This window comes from Natrinema pallidum DSM 3751, assembly GCF_000337615.1.
In the GTDB taxonomy this organism is placed as follows: Archaea; Halobacteriota; Halobacteria; order Halobacteriales; family Natrialbaceae; genus Natrinema; species Natrinema pallidum.
In genome coordinates, this window is the sequence record NZ_AOII01000020.1 from 84,009 (window position 1) to 99,516 (window position 15,508).

Below are 15,508 nucleotides of genomic sequence, written 5' to 3' on the forward strand. Positions count from 1 at the left end.
TCACGCCGTTCGAGGCACCGCTCCGCCGTCGTTCGGTTTCGACGCGAACCGGCGACGCGATCCGGATCGTATAGCGACGACAGAAAGTTTTTGCCACGGGATACCCTAGGGACCTCCATGCGCCGAGACGACCGCGACGAACCCTTCGACGACCTGTTCCGCGAGATCGAGCGAATGATGAACGAGATGATGAACGGTGCGGACGGGAACGTAAACTTCGACTCTTCGAACAACGTCGATAACGGATTCGGCATGGACACGCACGTCGATATCCACGAAACCGACGAGGAGGTCCGCGTCGTCGCCGACATCCCCGGCGTCGAGAAGAACAACATCGAACTCGAGTGCGACGGGAAGACCCTGACGATCTCCGCGGAAAGCGATCACCGCCAGTACGACGAGCGCGTCTCCCTGCCGACCCGCGTCAACGAACACACCGCCGCCGCGACCTACAACAACGGCGTCCTCGAAGTCGTCTTCGACCGCGCCGAACAGTCCTCGGACATCAGCCTCGAGTAAGCGGACCGTCGCGGTCGTGGTTTTTCCGGTTACTCCTGTGCAGCGGTGCGTATCGCGGCCGCGAGTCGATCGTAGAAGTTCGGGTCGTACTTCGTTTCCTCATCGATCGTCGGCCGGGCGTTCGTCTCGTTGACCACCAGTCGGTCGTCGGTCTCGAGCAGGTCCACGCCGAGGAAGGGTATCTCGAGTTCGGTCGCAACCGACTCCGCGAGGGCACGCCACGCATCGGGGAGGTCAACGCCGGTCGCGTCCGCGCCGCGGTGGACGTTGTGTTTCCACTGCCCCTCGCTGACCGCCTCGTCGGGCAGCCGTCGCTCGACCGCGCCGACGTACTCCCCCTCGAGCACCATCACCCGATAGTCGGTCGCGTTCGGGAGATACTCCTGGACGAGAAATGACTGGTCGCCGGTCGCTCGGTAGTCGTGGACCAACGAGAGGTAGTCGCAGATGCCGAGGAACGAATCGAGGTCGTGGGCCTTCGCGACGCCGACGCCGCGCGTCGTCGAGTTCGGCTTGACCACGACCGGCGGCTCGAACTGCTCGAAGACGGCGGCCAGTTCAGCCTCCGAGACATCGTTCGAAACGTAGACCGAGTTCGGAACCGGTAATTCGGCCCGCCCGAGTCGCGCCAGTACCTCGGCCTTGTTTCGCGAGGTTAACACCGTTTCGTGATCGTTGAGCCACGGGAGCTCGAGCAGGGCGTCGGCGACCCCGCCCTCCATGAGCCGCCCCGGATAGACGAACCCCACATCGTAGTCGTCGGGCCCCCACGGCGGGTCCGCGAGCGCGACCGTACGCTCGCGCACGGGCACGTGATGAACGCGTATCCCCCGTTCGGCCAGTGGCTCCCGCATCCGCTCGAACGTCTCCTGCTCGTTCGCGACCGCGAGGTCGATCATACCCGGTACTCGGGAGGAGATGAGCAAAAAGGTGTCTCGTGGTTCGATCGGGACGGCCGGAACGAAACGAGAGGTGTTCGGTCACCGCGCTACTCGTCGGCAGCCTCCGCCTGCACGTCGTACGCTTCCCGGACGAACGGCCCCTCGAACGAGACGGTCTCGGTCGCGTCCGCGTCCAGTTCGAGCGTCCGTCGGTCGGCCGTCGTTTCGCCGTCCGGGGAGGTGAGCGCGATCTCGACGGGACCGTCCTCGCCCTCGTTTCGGACATCCGCCTCGACGCTTCCGATCTGCGCCTCGAGGAAGTAGGCGTCGTACCCCTCGGACGAAACGCCGTCGATGGTGACGGCACGCCGTTCGCCCGCCGCGAAGTGGACGAAGGTCACGCGAGCGGGAACGCTAGCCGTGAGGACATCCCCGTCGGTATCGTCCGCCTCGAGGAGGTACAGCGAAATCGCGGCATCGCCGGCGTCGCCGGCGTTTTCGAACGTCCCGGTGAATCCGCGGTCCGAGTCCGAGCCCGCATCGATCGACTCGACTGGCGGAACGCCGTCGGCGTCAACGTGTTCGACTACCGGGACCCGAACCTCTTCGACGACCGGGTTCGGTGGGTCTTTCTCATCGGATTCGGGTTCGAACGCGGCACATCCTGCAGCTGAAATCGCGGGCAGACTTCCCGCAGCGGCGAGGATTCCCCGGCGGTTCATACACCGTACGCTACAGCGACTCCACGTTATTCTTTCGCCTGATCGACTGTCGAACCAACGGATGGGAGACCCGCGTGATCGCGGCGTGCAGGACGGAGACGAGCGAACCGCTCGAGCACCCGAATTCGCCGCGGCCGGGAGTGCGTCTCGAGCAGACGCGAGAGACGCACGACCCGGGGGAGGGTAGGCGGGTCACCGAATCGACCGCGAGTGAGTGCCGAAGGCACGAACGAGCGGGCCGACGACTGATGTGAGTGAGGACTGGAGGGACGAACGAACGGAAGGAGGAGTGCTTTTGATCGAAATTTTACCGAGGGACATCGCAGTCGCGGCGGTTTGCGACCGCGATAGACCGCAGAGTAAAATTTCGTTCTTAGGCGATCAGCTGTTCCTCGCCACGCTCGACGACGACGCGACACGGCGGCGAAATCTTGTTGTAGGAGCGCCGCAGGGCGTCCTTGGCGAACTCGGCGTCGTCGACGTCACACCAGATGGTGAAGATGCGCTCGCCGGCGTCGATGCGCGCGGCGGTACCGACGATCTTCCCGAAAGCCTGGCGCATCCCGTCCGAGACACGGTCTGCCCCTGCACCCGTCGCCTGCTTGTTCTCCCGAATGACGTGGTGGGGGAACTTGCGCAGGACCATCTTGTAGTTGTTCTCGCCCGCGTTTTTCAGCATGTGGCGGTTCGCCGAGAGGCGCGAGGCCTCGAGGCTCCCGTGGCGGATCTGAACCTCTTCTTCCGTGATGAGGCTGATCTGGACGGGGTAGTCCTCGGCGTTTGCCTGGGCGTCGCCCATCTTGTGCTGTGCGATCTTCGAACCCGGGATGCCGGTAATGTATTCGCGGCGCGTGTAGGCCGGCTTACTGATCTCCCGGTACATGGAGGCAGGTTTGTCGGACATGGTGGTTACTTACGAAAACGGAAGCCCACCGAGCGGATAAAGGCTTCGAAGCGCCGCGTCGAGTCGATGGCGGGGCCGACGGCCCGGTTCCCGGGGCGAGCGTTCAGTTCGCCGGGACGTACGCGGACCCGGTCCGCTCGATCAGCCCCGCGCTCGAGAGCGAGGAGAGGATGCTCAGGATAGCGAGTTTCCGCATGTTCAGACCGTCGCTCAGGTCCGTGACCGTGGCACCGCCGGTCGCCTCGAGGGTGAGGTAGACGAGCTTGCTCTGTGCGGAGTCGAGTTCGGTCGGGAGGTGGTCGATTCGGTCGGTCGTCTGTGCGGTTTCCGTCAGCATATCTCCACGGTCCACGAACTATCGTATAACTATATGGTGGAGAGGGAATATAGACGCTAGTATATAGTATTGTGTTAAAATTCCATAGTGGGCGACTCGGGACCGTCATCACAGCCTGGCACGGATCGCGATCGAATCGAACGCCGCCGGAGACGACATCGGAGCTGCCGACACGCGGTTCCGGCCGCCGAACGGCCGGCCGCTCGGCGGACCCGGCGGCGTATTTAAGGTTCCGCCGCCGAAACCAATGTCCATGAGGAGCTTTCGGATCGGATCCCTGTTCGGGATTCCGATCAAACTCGATCTGACGTTCCTACTGGTGCTCCCGTTGTTCGCGTACCTCATCGGGACACAGATCGAGGACGTCGCGGGGATACTGAACGACGGGCTAGCGGCGGGGATCGATATCGGGTCGATTAGCAGCGGGATGACGCCGCTGTTACTCGGGTTGGCTGCGGCGGTCGGCCTGTTCGTCGGCGTCGTCCTCCACGAATTGGGTCACTCACTGACCGCCCAACGATACGGCTTCCCGATCGACTCGATCACGCTCTGGCTGTTCGGCGGCATCGCCGCCTTCTCCGAGATGCCCGAGGACTGGCGACAGGAACTCAACATCGCCGTCGCCGGCCCGATCGTCAGCATTCTGGTCGGCGTCGGGGTCTACGCGCTCTTCATCGTCACCCCCGAGAGCCTCAGTGGCATACGGTTCGTCCTCGGCTACCTTGCTGTCCTGAACATCGCGCTCGCGTTCTTCAATATGCTTCCCGCGTTCCCGATGGACGGCGGCCGAGTGCTGCGGGCATTGCTTGCTCGCAATCAACCCTACGCGAAGGCGACTCAGCAGGCCGCCAGCATCGGGAAGTTGTTCGCGGTCCTGATGGGACTGTTCGGACTGTTCTCGCTCAACATCATCCTCATCGGCGTCGCCTTCTTCGTCTACATTGCCGCCTCGAGCGAGGCCCAGCAGGTGACGATGAAGGCGGCCTTTCAGGACGTCACCGTCGGCGACATCATGACGCCCGCGAGCGATCTCCATATCGTCGATCCGGAGACGACGGTCGCGGAGTTGATCCGGCGGATGTTCACCGAACGCCACACCGGATATCCGGTCGTCGACGCCGATGCGTTCGAGGGCGAACGACTCATCGGCCTCGTGACGCTGACCGACGCCCGCGAGGTCGAGCCGGTCGAACGTGAGGCCTACACCGTCGAAGACGTGATGACGACCGACCTGCAGACGATCTCGCCCGACTCCGATGCGATGACCGCCATCGAGCGGATGCGGGACCACGATATCGGCCGCCTGCTCGTGGTCGACGACGATGACCTCGTGGGACTGATCTCGCGGACCGACGTGATGACCGCCTTCGACATTGTCCAGCAAAGCGGTGCGGTTGCCCCCACCAGCCAACCGCGAGCCGCGGACTGAGAGCTCACTCGCGAGCACGTCTTGGGGCGGAAAGTTCTGCGAACAAACGGTTTAACCGTAGTCGGGGCCGATACTGCATCGATGCCACCGGCCATCGAGACCGTCGATCTCGTGAAGGAGTACGGCGATCTGCGCGCCCTGCAGGAACTTTCGCTGACCGTCGAGAAAGGCGAGTTCTTCGGCCTGCTCGGGCCCAACGGCGCGGGAAAGACGACCTTTATCAACACGCTGGTCGGGCTGGTCCGCAAGTCCGGCGGCGAGGCGCGGGTCTTCGGCCACGACGTCGAGGACGACTACCAACAGGCCCGCGACGCGATCGGGCTCGCACCCCAGGAGTTCAACGTGGACCGCTTTTTCCCGATCAAGGAGGTGCTGACACACAAGGCCGGCTACCACGGAATCCCGGCGTCCGAAGCCGCCGAACGGGCCGACGACGTCCTCAAGCGAGTCGGCATCTACGACAAACGCGACGAGCGCTTCGACTGGCTCTCCGGCGGGATGAAACGCCGCCTGCTGCTCGCTCGAGCCCTCGTCACCGAACCCGATCTGCTCATTTTAGACGAGCCGACCGCCGGCGTCGACGTCCAGTTGCGCCACGACCTCTGGGACCTCGTCACCGAACTCAACGAGGAAGGGACGACGATCCTGCTGACGACGCACTACATCGAGGAGGCCGAACGCCTCTGTGACCGGGTCGCGATCATGAACGAGGGGCGGAAGGTGACCGTCGCGACCCCCGACGAACTGAAAGAGCGGGGCAGCGACACCATCGCCGTGCGCCTCGCGTCCGCGCCGACCGCCACACCGGACCTCGGGCCCTACGCACACGAAACGACGGTCTCCGGCGACCGCCTCGAGGTACGGGTCGACGACGGTGGGGCGACCGCGCCGCGGCTCCTCAACGATCTCGAGGCGATGGGTCACGAGATCGCCGACCTCGAGATCACGCGGACGTCGCTCGAGGAGATCTTCGTGGATCTCACTCGGAGCGAGGATCGGACGGTGACGCGGTCCTCGGCGGAGAGCGCGGGCGATGACGAGCCGCCGGCGAACGGCAAACGGGAGGGCGAACGAGAGCAGGAGGGGGTCGCCTGATGCTCTCGGTCGGCTTCCGCGCGCTCTTTCGCCGCGAGATACTGCGGTTCGTCCGCCGGCCGAAGAACACGTTCATGCCGCCGGCGATTACGAACGTGCTCTACTTCGCCGTCTTCGGCGTCATTCTCGGCGGCCGGATCGACGAAATCGCCGGCTATCCCTACATCCTGTTTATCGTGCCGGGGCTCGTCGTTCTGGGCGCGATCTCGAACGCGTTCGAGAACGCCTCGTTCTCGATCTTCCACGGCAGATGGAACGAATACATTCACGAGACGTTGACCTCGCCGCTGTCGTACGTCGAGATGGTCGTCGCATACGTCGGTGCCAGCGCGGTTCGGGGCCTCGTCGTCGGCGTCATCATCGCCGCCGTCGGCCGGGCGTTCGTCCCGATCGGGATCGAACACGGCCTGTTTCTCGTCGCAACGATGATCGTCATCACGGCGCTGTTCGCCGGCCTCGGTATCATCGGCGGACTCGTCGCACGGGACTTCGACGATCTGACCGTGATGAACCAGTTTATCCTCCGTCCCCTGGTCTTCTTCGGCGCGGTCTTCTACTCCCTCGAGACGTTCGAGCAGACCTGGCAGATCAATCTCTCCTTGCTGAACCCGATGGTCTACATGGTCGACAGCGTCCGGTTCGGACTGCTGGGCCACTCGGATTTGATCGGGGTCGGCATCCTCCCCGGTCCCTACGCCGACTTCGCGCCGCTGGTCTCGCTGGGCGTGCTCACGACAGGGACGCTCCTCGTCATGGCGGTCGACGTCTACCTGTTCAAGATCGGCTACGGATTGACCGACTGAGGAGGCCGACCATCACGCTCAGTGGCGACGAGACCCTCGTACCCATCGGCGGCCGCGGTCCCTCGGTTCGATTACTCGGCCAGCCCGACGACCTCGTCGCGGACCGAACACAGGGTCCCCAGGTGATCGTCGTCGATCTCGCGAAGGGTGACGGACGGTCGGTCCTCGTAGACAGTTCGAACCGGGTCGATCGGGGCGTTTTCGTCGTCGACCCCGTGCCATACCGTCACGTCGCCGTCGGGGAACGACGGCGACCACTCCGTCGCAAGCGCGCGACTCTCGCGGACTGCGCCGGACGGACCGGCCGACAGTCCGACGCGGAAATCGCGTCCGACGATGCGGGCGGTCTCGTCGTCGACGGACCGTTCGGTCAATTGGTCGACGACGGCTCGATCGCCCCGGAGTCGGGCGACGACCGCGCCGAACCGGAACGCGAGGCCAAGCAGACGGGGGAACCGAACGAGCGGGCCGAACGGCCCGCCTCCGTGTGCCGGAACCGGTGCACCGACCACGCCGACATCGGCGATCCGGTCGGCGTGGCGTGTGGCCACGGCCAGCGCGTAGGGACCACCGCCGGAAAATCCGGCGACCGCGACCGACTCGAGTCCCAGGGCGTCGATGAGCGCTCGACAGTCCCCGGCCCACGTTTCGAACGTCCCGTCCGGGTTCGGATCGGACCGCCCGTATCCGGGCCGACTCGGCGCGATCACGCGAACACCGCGAGCGCGGGCGGGGTCCGAAAGCAACGCTCCGAGGTGTGACGAGCCGGGCGTTCCGTGATGGAAAACCAGCGGCCTGCCGTCCGGATCGCCGTACGTCGCGAACGCCAGCGTCCGACCGTCGGGGAGCGAGATCGACTCCGGCTCGGAAACGACCATACGAGCCGGTCACTCGGCACAACGGATTGCCGTTACGATCGCGATACCAGCGTCCGAGACGTCGCTCGGCCGGCCGCGACGGGAGCCACCCGCGGCTCTCGGCGGCCTCGAGTCACGTTGCGCTACTCGTCGTGGTCGGCGACCTTGACCAGTTGCTTCCCGATGTTGTCGCCCTCGAACAGTCCGAGGAACGCGTCGGGGGCGTTCTCGAACCCGTCGACGACGTTCTCGCGGTACTGTACGTCGCCGTTCCGAACGAACGTCGAGAGTCGCTCGAGCGCCTCACCCCACCGGGGCTGGTAGTCGCTGACGAGCAGACCCTCGACCGTCGCGCGGGACTCGATGAGTTTGGCGAGCTTTCGCGGCCCGGTCGGCACGTCGGTCTCGTTGTAGAGTGCGATCTGGCCGCAGACGGCGACGCGAGCGTCGACGTTCAGCCGGGGCCAGACGGCGTCGGTGATGGGGCCGCCGACGTTGTCGAAGTAGACATCGACGCCGTCCGGACAGGCCTCGTCGACCGCGGCGGCGAGGTCGTCGGTGTCCTTGTAGTTGATCGCGGCGTCGAAGCCGAGGTCGTCGGTGAGCCAGTCGATCTTCGCCTCGCTCCCGGCGGTACCGACCACTCGCGCACCCGACAGGCGGGCGAGTTGGCCGACGACGGAGCCGACCGCGCCCGCGGCCGCGGAGACGAAGACGGTGTCGCCGGGTTTCGGGTCACCGACATCGTTCAGGCCCCAGTAGGCCGTCACGCCGGGCATCCCGAGGACGCCCAGCGCCGTCGAGATCGGTCCGTGATCGGGGTTGACCCGCTGGAGTTCGTTCGCGTCCGCGACGGCGTGTTCCGCCCAGAGGAGTTCGCCGGTGACGATGTCCCCCGCGGAAAACTGGCCGGCGTTCGACTCGAGGACTTCGCCGACGACGCTGGCTTTCATCGGGTCGCCGACGTCCCAGGGCTCGGCGTACGATTCCGCATCCCGCATGCGCCCGCGCATGTACGGATCGACCGACTGATACAGCGTCTTGACGAGGACCTCCCCGTTGTCCGGTTCGGGGCGCTCGACGGTGACGAGTTCGAAGTTCTCTGCGGTCGGTTCACCGACTGGACGGCTGGCGAGTCGCCACTGTCTGGTTTCTGCCATATGATGACATTGTCGCGCCCACACGAGTATATTTGGCTCGCGGAACTTCGCGTCGTCGAGGAGGTTGAACGTCATCAGCCGGGCGGCCTCGGCGGGCTCGAACCTTTTTGATCACCGTTCGTGTAGATCCCGTATGGGAACCGACCGCGGGATCCTCGAGCGGCTGCTCGCCGGGAACCGCCGCCACGTCGAGTCGCTGCCGGACGGCTACTTCGCCGACGTCCAGACGGGCCAGCACCCGAGCGTCGTCGCGGTCTGCTGTTCGGACTCGCGGGTCGCACACGAGGGGATGTGGGGTGTCGATCGGCCGGGGACGGTCTTTACGCCCAGCAACATCGGCAATCAGGTCTGGGACGACGACGGCGGGAATCGGATCATCGACGGCGGCGTCCTCTATCCGATCCACCACACCGGCACCGACGCCGTCGCCGTCGTCGGGCACACCGGCTGCGGTGCCGTTACTGCCGCCTACCAGGTCGCGACCGGCGCGGACCCGCCCGGGCCGCGGGGCGTCGATAAGTGGGTCGATATGCTCATCCCCGTCGTCGAGGCAGCCCTCGAGAGCGACCGGATCGATCGCGAGGCAGCCGACGACACCGTGATCAACCAGCTCGTCGAGTACAACGTCGGCTATCAGGTCCGATCGCTCGGCGACGCCGACGCCGTTCCGGACCGCGTCGACACCTACGGATTCGTCTACGACTTTCAGGGCGTCTACGGCGACCGACCCGGGCGAACCTACCTCGTCACCGTCGACGGCGAGACTGCGCCCGACGCGCTCGCCGAACTGGTGCCGAACGGCTACGAGTCGGCGGTCGAGAGCCTGTTGTACGGCGACGGGGCGGACGACTGACCGCGACGGCCGGGCTCAGGCTCAGTCGTCGGCGGTCGACACCGCGACCGGCGTCGTCCGCTCCGGACCCGTCGCCCGTGCCCTCTCGCGGGTCCACTCGAGGTCGCCCGCGTAGTGGAACGGCTCGTTGTCTTGCTCGGGATCGACGACGGTCAGATCACCGATCCACCCGTTGTCGAGAAGCACCCGGACGTCCTCGTGGTCGCGGAGGATCTCGGTCACGCGCTCGAGCGGCGCGTGGATCACCGCGGTCAGGCGCAGCGGCTGGTGGAACGGGCGCTCGTCGTCGCGCTTGAGCGACTGCAGCGGAAGGCCGGTCAGCAGATCCCCGCCGTTACCCTGAACGACGCCGACATTACCCACCGGGTTCTGGGTGACCTTCGAGCCGCTCCCGTAGGCGGCGTTGTCGACCGTCGCAAAGTAGTACTGGTTGTTGATCCACTGGGTGACCACGAGCGGGCCCGTCAGGATCGCCTCGAGGGCGTCGCCGTCCGGATCGACGGTCCAGTCGTAGGAGTGGAGGAACGCGCGGCCGTCGAGGTCTTGGTCGGCGGTCAGCTCGCGCGGGCCGATGACGAACGAGGCGTTGCCGGCCAGTCCCCACTCGGGGCGGGTCTCGGCCCAGTCGGCCGCCTTGCGCTCGACTTCGTCGACGGCCGCCTCGCCGTCGGCCGACGCGGTGCGCTCGGCGGCGGCCCCGGCGCGGGCGCTGTCGAGGTCCGCACGGAGCGACGCGAGGTCCTCGCGGTGGCTCTCGGGGACGTCGTCGTCGAACAGCGTGATCTCGTCGGTCGTCGTGTTGTGTTCGCCCGCGAGGAAGACGGTATCCTCGGGGATGTCGATCCCGTGTTCGCGCAGCGCCGCCTTGACGTCCGGGTCGTTACAGATCGCCGCGAGGACGCGGGCGTTTGGTCCGCCGGGGTTGCCGGCGCAGGCCCCGCAGTCGAGGCTCGAGCCGAAGGGGTTGTTCGTCGTCTCGCTGGCGTGACCCGCGAAGACGACCAGCCGGGCGAACTCGGTCCAGCCCATGAGTTCGAAGGCGTTCCGAGCGTACTCGACTTTCGCCTCGTGGCTCAGCCCGTGCGGGAGGTCGCCGTCGGCGTGGTCGTGATCGTCGTAGGCGTCGTAGTCGACGGCGGGTGCGGTGACTTCCGGGACGCTCGGGACGCGGTCCGCGATAGCGGACTCGAGCGTCGCGATCGCCGACGGTGACAGCGTCCGGGCGGTCATCGCCGACCCGTAGGCGCTGCCGGCTCCCTCGACGAAGGTGAAGGCGGCGACGAGGTTGGATTTGAGCGTCGTGAAGTGGTTGCGGGCGGCCGTAGCGAGCCCGGTCCAGCGATCGCGGGCGGCGGCCGGCTCGGCATCGGCGGCCCGATCGACGATCCGATGTTCGGGGTCGACGATCGGCGGGCAGGCGTCGGTGTCGGCCGCGGCCTCGTAGCCGCGATGGCGCATCGGCACGCCGAAAAAGCCCGCGTAGCCGTGGGTCTCGTAGGGCCCCTGTGCCTCGATGTGGCGGCGAATCACTTCCGATCGGGTGTCGATACAGAACACGAGTTGGGCGGCCGGCCGATCGCCGCTGTCGGCGTTCGCGGGATCGGTCACGGCGTCGTCGATCCCGTCGAGGAGCCGCTCGCGGTAGCTCTTTTCCCAGGCAGTTAGCCAGATTTCGGGCAGCGGAACCTCGTCGGCGTCGTCACCGTCGGTCTCGCGGCCGGCGTCGAGTTCGATCGGCGCGTCGAGCAGGTCCGCGAGCGTTAGCCGCACCGCGAGGTACTGGGCCAGTGTGATCGGATACTCCGCCTGCCACGGATCGGCACCGTCGTCGGTCCGCTGTTTGACGAACCCGCTCCAGCCCGGCAGCGCCGCGAGGTGGGCCTCGAGAATCTCGACCCAGCGCCCTTCGGGGTAGTCGTCGAGGACCGACTCGAGCGCGTCGACGGCCGTCTCGGGGAGGTCGTCGGCGTCGGCGGGGCCGGGCACGTCGGCGTCGTGGGGGGCCACCGCGCGCCAGGCCTGATAGAACCCGTCCTCGCGGTTGGGCATCGGCCACTTGGCTCGGCCCTCGTCGAGGAAGGCCGCAAGCCACTTCGAGAGAACCCGATCGACGGTCTCGGTCGCGTCGTCGGGGTCGGCGGCCGTATGCTCCGCTTCGGTCTCGGCCAGTTCCTCGAGCAGCGTCTCGGGGTCGCGATCGATTCCGTGGGCCGCCAGTTCCGCCCGGAGCGTCTCGGCGTCGATCCGGCCCGACTCCCAGGCGCGGCGGAAGACCGACGGGTGTGGGTAGCCCCGGCCGCCGAACAGCTCCTCGGCCTCCGCGACGGCCCGGTGGAACGGTTCGTCCTCGAACCCCGAGAGGGGGTTGGCCGTGACGAACGAGTGCAGCGGCCAGACCGAACCGATGCGGTCGGCGGCGCGGTCGATGTGCTCCTCGATGCGACGGTCGTCGTGTGATTCCTTACGCGTCATTGTACTCCTCCTTGGCGGTGAGGACGGTCGACGGATCGGGTTGGGAGACGTTCAGCAAGGCGACGTAGAGGCGTTCGCTGGAGCGGTACCAGCCCAGTTCCGCGATGAGGTAGGCCCCGGCGAAGAGGGCGACGACGAGGTAGTGGACGGGGGTCATCTCGGTCGAGACGTGGGTCATCGGGACGCCGGACAGCATCGACGAGACGGCGTTGAACAGCACGGCGTAGCCGCCGATGGCGGTCAGGACGACCAGCGGGACGCTGACGAACCGGACCGCCGTCGGCAGGGTCGAGCGCCGGAGGATGTCCCGAGCCGCGGTTAGCGTCGTCAGGACTACGACAAGCGTCAGGATCATCCCGCTGTTCAGCGTCAGGCTCGTCGCCTTCCCGGTGAGGACGCCAAAGAGCGCGCCGCCGCCGACGGCCGTCACGAGGCTGACGGCGATCCCGGAGAAGCCGAGTTCGGTATCCCCCGCGTCTTTGGGAGCCGCACGCTCGACGCCCGCCCCGGACGAGAGGAAGAGATACGCCTTGTAGAAGCCATGCAGGATGAGGTGGGCGATGGCCGCGGCGAAAAAGCCGAGCCCACATTGCAGTATCATAAAGCCCATCTGAGCGATCGTCGAGCACCCGAGTTTGCGCTTGACATCCGTCTGGACCAGGATCATCGCCTGTCCGAGCAGGGCGCTGCCCGCGCCGACGAGGGCGATCGCCGACATCACGACGAGTCGATCGCCGACCAACGGTGCGAATCGGGTCAACAGAATCCCGCCCGCGTTGACGAACCCGGCGTGCATCAGGGCGGACGCGGGCGTGGGGGCCGTCATCGACGACAGCAGCCAGTTGTGGAAGGGAAAGAGCGCCGACTGGATGACGGCCGCGAGGACGATCCCCGCGGCGGCGACGAGTCCGACCGGCCGCGAGACCCCCGACACCCCCTCGAGAACGCCGGTGAGCCTTGTCGCACCGGTCGCCCAGACCAGCACCGCGACGGAGCCGGCCAGCAATGCGCTGCTGGCGAGGAAGTACCGGCGGGCGACGCGGCCGGCGGCCCGGGCCTGGGACCAGTCGCGAACGTGGCCGATCAGCGAGGCCATCAGCAGGCCCATCGCCAGCCACGCGGCCACGAACAGCGCGACGTGGTTCGCCGCGGTCATCGTCATGACGGCGACGGTGAACCCGAGGACGCGGGCGAAGAAGCGATCGATATCGCTGTCGCCGGCCATGTAGCGCCGCGAGTAGCTGTGGACGATCCCGCTGAAGAAGGTCACTACGACCCACATGACCGCGGTCAGTCCGTCGATCCGCAGGAACGGCGAGAGTTCCCAGCCGGCCCCCCCTCGAACCGTCAGCGCGAGAACCACGAAGCTGGCCAGAAAGAGCGTCCAGACCGCCCAAGTCGACGCTCGCGGCACGGCCGAACGCGGCGGCGTCGGTTCGGGGCGCTGTGCGATATCGTCGTCGATCGTTGCTGTGTCCTCAGTCATGTCTCGGAGTCGACCAGCACGGGATCGGTCCCGTCGCGACGTGTCGTTCTCGGCAACACTTGCGCAACCGGTCGCATCTAACCCATATGTGAACAGAGCGATTATTATAGCCTTCGGTTCGAACAAATCGTTCGCCGTTCGGCGAGGCAGAACGTCACGACGTTCGTAGCCGCCCGTTCGAGCGCCGAGCCGGCGGCTTTCGGGTGACACGCATGCGGCGTCCTCCGGCTGTCGATACGAGGACCGCGAGTCCGGACTCGAGTCGTTCGTCGGGGTCGGCTTCCCCAAGTCGCGTTAGGAAGAGAACTCGTCGAACGAGGTCGATCGGTGGCTGCGTACGAGTACTTCGTCGGTGATCGTCAGCCCCATGTCCGCGAGCTGCTGTGCGATCGGCGTGACATCTCTGTCGTTCTCGACGACCACGGTCACGAGGAGGTTCTGCTCGCCCGTGATCAGTTCCTGCACCGAGACGACGCCCGCAACCTCGAGCAGATCGTCGATGTACGCCCCTCGATCGGGGATCGGTGCCGTACAGAACAGCAGCATCCGGATCGGATAGCCGGATTTCGTGTAGTCAATGTTCGCGCTGTAGCCCTTGATGACGCCCTCGGACTCCAGTCGCTGAATGCGCTTGCGGACCGTGCTCGAGGAGGCGTCGGTCCGATCGGCGATCTCGCTCGAGGAGAGGTTCCGCGCTTCCTCCTGTAATGCATAGAGGATCTCCCGGTCGACCGCGTCGAGCTCGTACTCCGCCATACGCGTTCGTTGCCGCGGCCGCTATAAGGTACTTCGGCTCCCGAGGCTTCGAATACTTATACTGGGAGCCGAAAGGGACAGGCATGCGCGAACGACTCGAGTCGGATATCGGCTTCTACTACGCCGTCGGCGGCTTCATCATCGCCGTGTTCGTCGTCGGGCTGGCGGCCTTTGCCGCGCTCAACCCCGACGGCGTGGGAACGGTGGAGTTGGTCGGACTCACCGGCGGCTTCTTCCTGTTCATGCTCGTGTACTTCATCGCTATTTCGGTCCAGCGACTCGAGGACGGCGACAGCATCTGAGGTCGTACGAGCCGAATGCGGACGATCGGCGCGGTCACAACGAGTCGCAGGCTTTATATCTACCGGGGCGTTCTCTTTAGAAGCAATGGCGCAAGGAACCGTTGATTTCTTCAACGACACTGGCGGCTACGGATTCATCGAGACTGAGGACGCGGACGACGACGTGTTCTTCCACATGGAAGACATCGGCGGCCCGGACCTTGAGGAAGGACAGGAGCTCGAGTTCGACATCGAGCAGGCCCCCAAGGGCCCGCGCGCGACGAACGTCGAGCGCCTGTAAGGCTGGTGGCAACTGAAACCACTGTACACCGCTCACACAACCGTGCGAGCGGAGGAAGCGTTTCAGTTGGAGCCATCGATTCGTAACGGTATCGGCACTTGACTGCAGTATTTTAGCTCCCTGAGCGACGGCACTGACGGTGGAACAGCACTTTTAGGAGCCGCGGCGTTCACTCTCAGATATGACCGAGCCGCTGCTCCGGCGTGGCGACGAAATCGAATACGAGACGGTCGCCGCCGCCGATGGCCTCGAGAAGGGCGTCCTGCTCGCCGACGACCACGGCGCACCGAACTTCGCGATGCGCCGGTTCGTTCTCGAACCCGGTGCCGAGGTACCGAAACACACCAACGAGGTCGAACACGAGCAGTACGTCCTCGCGGGCGAGTACACGGTCGGAATCGAGGACGAGGAGTACGAGGTCGAACCGGGCGATTCGCTGTTGCTCCCCGCAGGGACGGTCCACTGGTACCGAAACGAGGGCGACGACCCGGGCGCGTTCATCTGTGCGGTTCCACACGGCGACGACGAAATCGATCTACTCGAGTGAGGGCTCGGCGGGCGAGCGCCGACCGGAATCGGTCCGAGACCGCGGTCGTGTCCCGCGGGCCACTAGCATAGCGTCACTGGACCGCAACTACTATACGGCTTTTAG

17 protein-coding genes are annotated in these 15,508 nt (G+C 65.9%); 8 read left to right on the plus strand and 9 right to left on the minus strand.

Translation table 11 applies throughout. The features are described 5' to 3' along the window. Window positions 1-117 precede the first annotated feature (117 nt). Window positions 118-519 carry an Hsp20/alpha crystallin family protein gene (locus C487_RS02100; protein WP_006184014.1) on the plus strand — a complete coding sequence of 134 codons (402 nt, stop codon included), beginning with the start codon at window positions 118-120 and terminating at the stop codon, window positions 517-519. A gap of 29 nt (window positions 520-548) precedes the next feature. On the opposite strand, the gene C487_RS02105 is transcribed toward C487_RS02100, so the two are convergent. The 4 genes from C487_RS02105 to C487_RS02120 form a co-directional block, all read right to left on the minus strand. After that, entirely contained in the window at window positions 549-1,418 is an 870-nt protein-coding gene (locus tag C487_RS02105) for an ATP-grasp domain-containing protein (RefSeq protein WP_006184015.1), read from the minus strand. A gap of 89 nt (window positions 1,419-1,507) precedes the next feature. Next, window positions 1,508-2,122 carry a hypothetical protein gene (locus C487_RS02110; protein WP_006184016.1) on the minus strand — a complete coding sequence of 205 codons (615 nt, stop codon included), beginning with the start codon at window positions 2,120-2,122 and terminating at the stop codon, window positions 1,508-1,510. Between the two features lie 373 nt (window positions 2,123-2,495). Beyond that, window positions 2,496-3,026 (minus strand): 50S ribosomal protein L16, encoded by a 531-nt coding sequence (locus C487_RS02115; protein WP_006182876.1) that lies wholly within the window; start codon window positions 3,024-3,026, stop codon window positions 2,496-2,498. 103 nt (window positions 3,027-3,129) lie between these two features. Beyond that, window positions 3,130-3,363: a hypothetical protein gene (locus C487_RS02120; RefSeq protein ID WP_006184017.1), complete on the minus strand. Its 234-nt coding sequence runs from the start codon at window positions 3,361-3,363 to the stop codon at window positions 3,130-3,132. Between the two features lie 253 nt (window positions 3,364-3,616). Here C487_RS02120 and C487_RS02125 point away from each other — a divergent pair, with 253 nt between their 5' ends. The 3 genes from C487_RS02125 (at window position 3,617) to C487_RS02135 (ending at window position 6,690) form a co-directional block, all read left to right on the plus strand. Then, a complete protein-coding gene (locus C487_RS02125) occupies window positions 3,617-4,792 on the plus strand; it encodes a CBS domain-containing protein (RefSeq protein WP_049907795.1) in 1,176 nt (391 codons plus the stop codon). A gap of 81 nt (window positions 4,793-4,873) precedes the next feature. Further along, on the plus strand, window positions 4,874-5,887 hold the full coding sequence (locus C487_RS02130) for an ABC transporter ATP-binding protein (protein ID WP_006184019.1): 1,014 nt from the start codon (window positions 4,874-4,876) through the stop codon (window positions 5,885-5,887). Continuing rightward, window positions 5,887-6,690 (plus strand): ABC transporter permease, encoded by an 804-nt coding sequence (locus C487_RS02135; RefSeq protein ID WP_006184020.1) that lies wholly within the window; start codon window positions 5,887-5,889, stop codon window positions 6,688-6,690. The genes C487_RS02130 and C487_RS02135 overlap by 1 nt, the downstream gene beginning before the upstream one ends. A gap of 71 nt (window positions 6,691-6,761) precedes the next feature. Here the strand turns inward: C487_RS02135 and C487_RS02140 are convergent, their stop codons facing one another. Together C487_RS02140 and C487_RS02145 are read right to left on the minus strand one after the other, a co-directional pair. Next, on the minus strand, window positions 6,762-7,568 hold the full coding sequence (locus tag C487_RS02140; RefSeq protein WP_006184021.1) for an alpha/beta hydrolase: 807 nt from the start codon (window positions 7,566-7,568) through the stop codon (window positions 6,762-6,764). Between the two features lie 122 nt (window positions 7,569-7,690). Next, entirely contained in the window at window positions 7,691-8,707 is a 1,017-nt protein-coding gene (locus C487_RS02145) for an NADP-dependent oxidoreductase (RefSeq protein ID WP_049907807.1), read from the minus strand. A 133-nt stretch (window positions 8,708-8,840) separates the two neighbouring features. Between C487_RS02145 and C487_RS02150 the strand changes: the two genes are divergently transcribed. Further along, on the plus strand, window positions 8,841-9,560 hold the full coding sequence (locus tag C487_RS02150; protein ID WP_006184023.1) for a carbonic anhydrase: 720 nt from the start codon (window positions 8,841-8,843) through the stop codon (window positions 9,558-9,560). Between the two features lie 21 nt (window positions 9,561-9,581). Here the strand turns inward: C487_RS02150 and C487_RS02155 are convergent, their stop codons facing one another. The 3 genes from C487_RS02155 to C487_RS02165 form a co-directional block, all read right to left on the minus strand. After that, window positions 9,582-12,032, minus strand: coding sequence for a DUF2309 domain-containing protein (locus C487_RS02155; RefSeq protein ID WP_006184024.1), 2,451 nt, complete (start codon window positions 12,030-12,032; stop codon window positions 9,582-9,584). Next, a complete protein-coding gene (locus C487_RS02160; protein WP_006184025.1) occupies window positions 12,022-13,518 on the minus strand; it encodes a proton-conducting transporter transmembrane domain-containing protein in 1,497 nt (498 codons plus the stop codon). Before C487_RS02160 ends, C487_RS02155 begins: the two co-directional genes overlap by 11 nt. A 294-nt stretch (window positions 13,519-13,812) precedes the next feature. Next, the gene (locus tag C487_RS02165; RefSeq protein ID WP_006184026.1) at window positions 13,813-14,274 is read right to left on the minus strand and encodes an Lrp/AsnC family transcriptional regulator; all 462 of its coding nucleotides are present in this window, start codon (window positions 14,272-14,274) and stop codon (window positions 13,813-13,815) included. An 83-nt stretch (window positions 14,275-14,357) separates the two neighbouring features. Here C487_RS02165 and C487_RS02170 point away from each other — a divergent pair, with 83 nt between their 5' ends. From C487_RS02170 to C487_RS02180, 3 genes are all read left to right on the plus strand, one after another. Then, the gene (locus C487_RS02170; protein ID WP_006184027.1) at window positions 14,358-14,576 is read left to right on the plus strand and encodes a hypothetical protein; all 219 of its coding nucleotides are present in this window, start codon (window positions 14,358-14,360) and stop codon (window positions 14,574-14,576) included. A gap of 85 nt (window positions 14,577-14,661) precedes the next feature. Then, the gene (locus tag C487_RS02175) at window positions 14,662-14,856 is read left to right on the plus strand and encodes a cold-shock protein (RefSeq protein ID WP_006184028.1); all 195 of its coding nucleotides are present in this window, start codon (window positions 14,662-14,664) and stop codon (window positions 14,854-14,856) included. A 181-nt stretch (window positions 14,857-15,037) separates the two neighbouring features. Beyond that, a complete protein-coding gene (locus C487_RS02180; RefSeq protein WP_006184029.1) occupies window positions 15,038-15,403 on the plus strand; it encodes a cupin domain-containing protein in 366 nt (121 codons plus the stop codon). Window positions 15,404-15,508: the final 105 nt, after the last annotated feature.

Coding starts and splice junctions, on each gene's coding strand:
- C487_RS02100 (WP_006184014.1), top strand. CDS start 118: ATGCGCCGAGACGACCGCGACGAACCCTTCGACGACCTGTTCCGCGAG.
- C487_RS02105 (WP_006184015.1), bottom strand. CDS start 1,418: ATGATCGACCTCGCGGTCGCGAACGAGCAGGAGACGTTCGAGCGGATG.
- C487_RS02110 (WP_006184016.1), bottom strand. CDS start 2,122: ATGAACCGCCGGGGAATCCTCGCCGCTGCGGGAAGTCTGCCCGCGATT.
- C487_RS02115 (WP_006182876.1), bottom strand. CDS start 3,026: ATGTCCGACAAACCTGCCTCCATGTACCGGGAGATCAGTAAGCCGGCC.
- C487_RS02120 (WP_006184017.1), bottom strand. CDS start 3,363: ATGCTGACGGAAACCGCACAGACGACCGACCGAATCGACCACCTCCCG.
- C487_RS02125 (WP_049907795.1), top strand. CDS start 3,617: ATGAGGAGCTTTCGGATCGGATCCCTGTTCGGGATTCCGATCAAACTC.
- C487_RS02130 (WP_006184019.1), top strand. CDS start 4,874: ATGCCACCGGCCATCGAGACCGTCGATCTCGTGAAGGAGTACGGCGAT.
- C487_RS02135 (WP_006184020.1), top strand. CDS start 5,887: ATGCTCTCGGTCGGCTTCCGCGCGCTCTTTCGCCGCGAGATACTGCGG.
- C487_RS02140 (WP_006184021.1), bottom strand. CDS start 7,568: ATGGTCGTTTCCGAGCCGGAGTCGATCTCGCTCCCCGACGGTCGGACG.
- C487_RS02145 (WP_049907807.1), bottom strand. CDS start 8,707: ATGGCAGAAACCAGACAGTGGCGACTCGCCAGCCGTCCAGTCGGTGAA.
- C487_RS02150 (WP_006184023.1), top strand. CDS start 8,841: ATGGGAACCGACCGCGGGATCCTCGAGCGGCTGCTCGCCGGGAACCGC.
- C487_RS02155 (WP_006184024.1), bottom strand. CDS start 12,032: ATGACGCGTAAGGAATCACACGACGACCGTCGCATCGAGGAGCACATC.
- C487_RS02160 (WP_006184025.1), bottom strand. CDS start 13,518: ATGACTGAGGACACAGCAACGATCGACGACGATATCGCACAGCGCCCC.
- C487_RS02165 (WP_006184026.1), bottom strand. CDS start 14,274: ATGGCGGAGTACGAGCTCGACGCGGTCGACCGGGAGATCCTCTATGCA.
- C487_RS02170 (WP_006184027.1), top strand. CDS start 14,358: ATGCGCGAACGACTCGAGTCGGATATCGGCTTCTACTACGCCGTCGGC.
- C487_RS02175 (WP_006184028.1), top strand. CDS start 14,662: ATGGCGCAAGGAACCGTTGATTTCTTCAACGACACTGGCGGCTACGGA.
- C487_RS02180 (WP_006184029.1), top strand. CDS start 15,038: ATGACCGAGCCGCTGCTCCGGCGTGGCGACGAAATCGAATACGAGACG.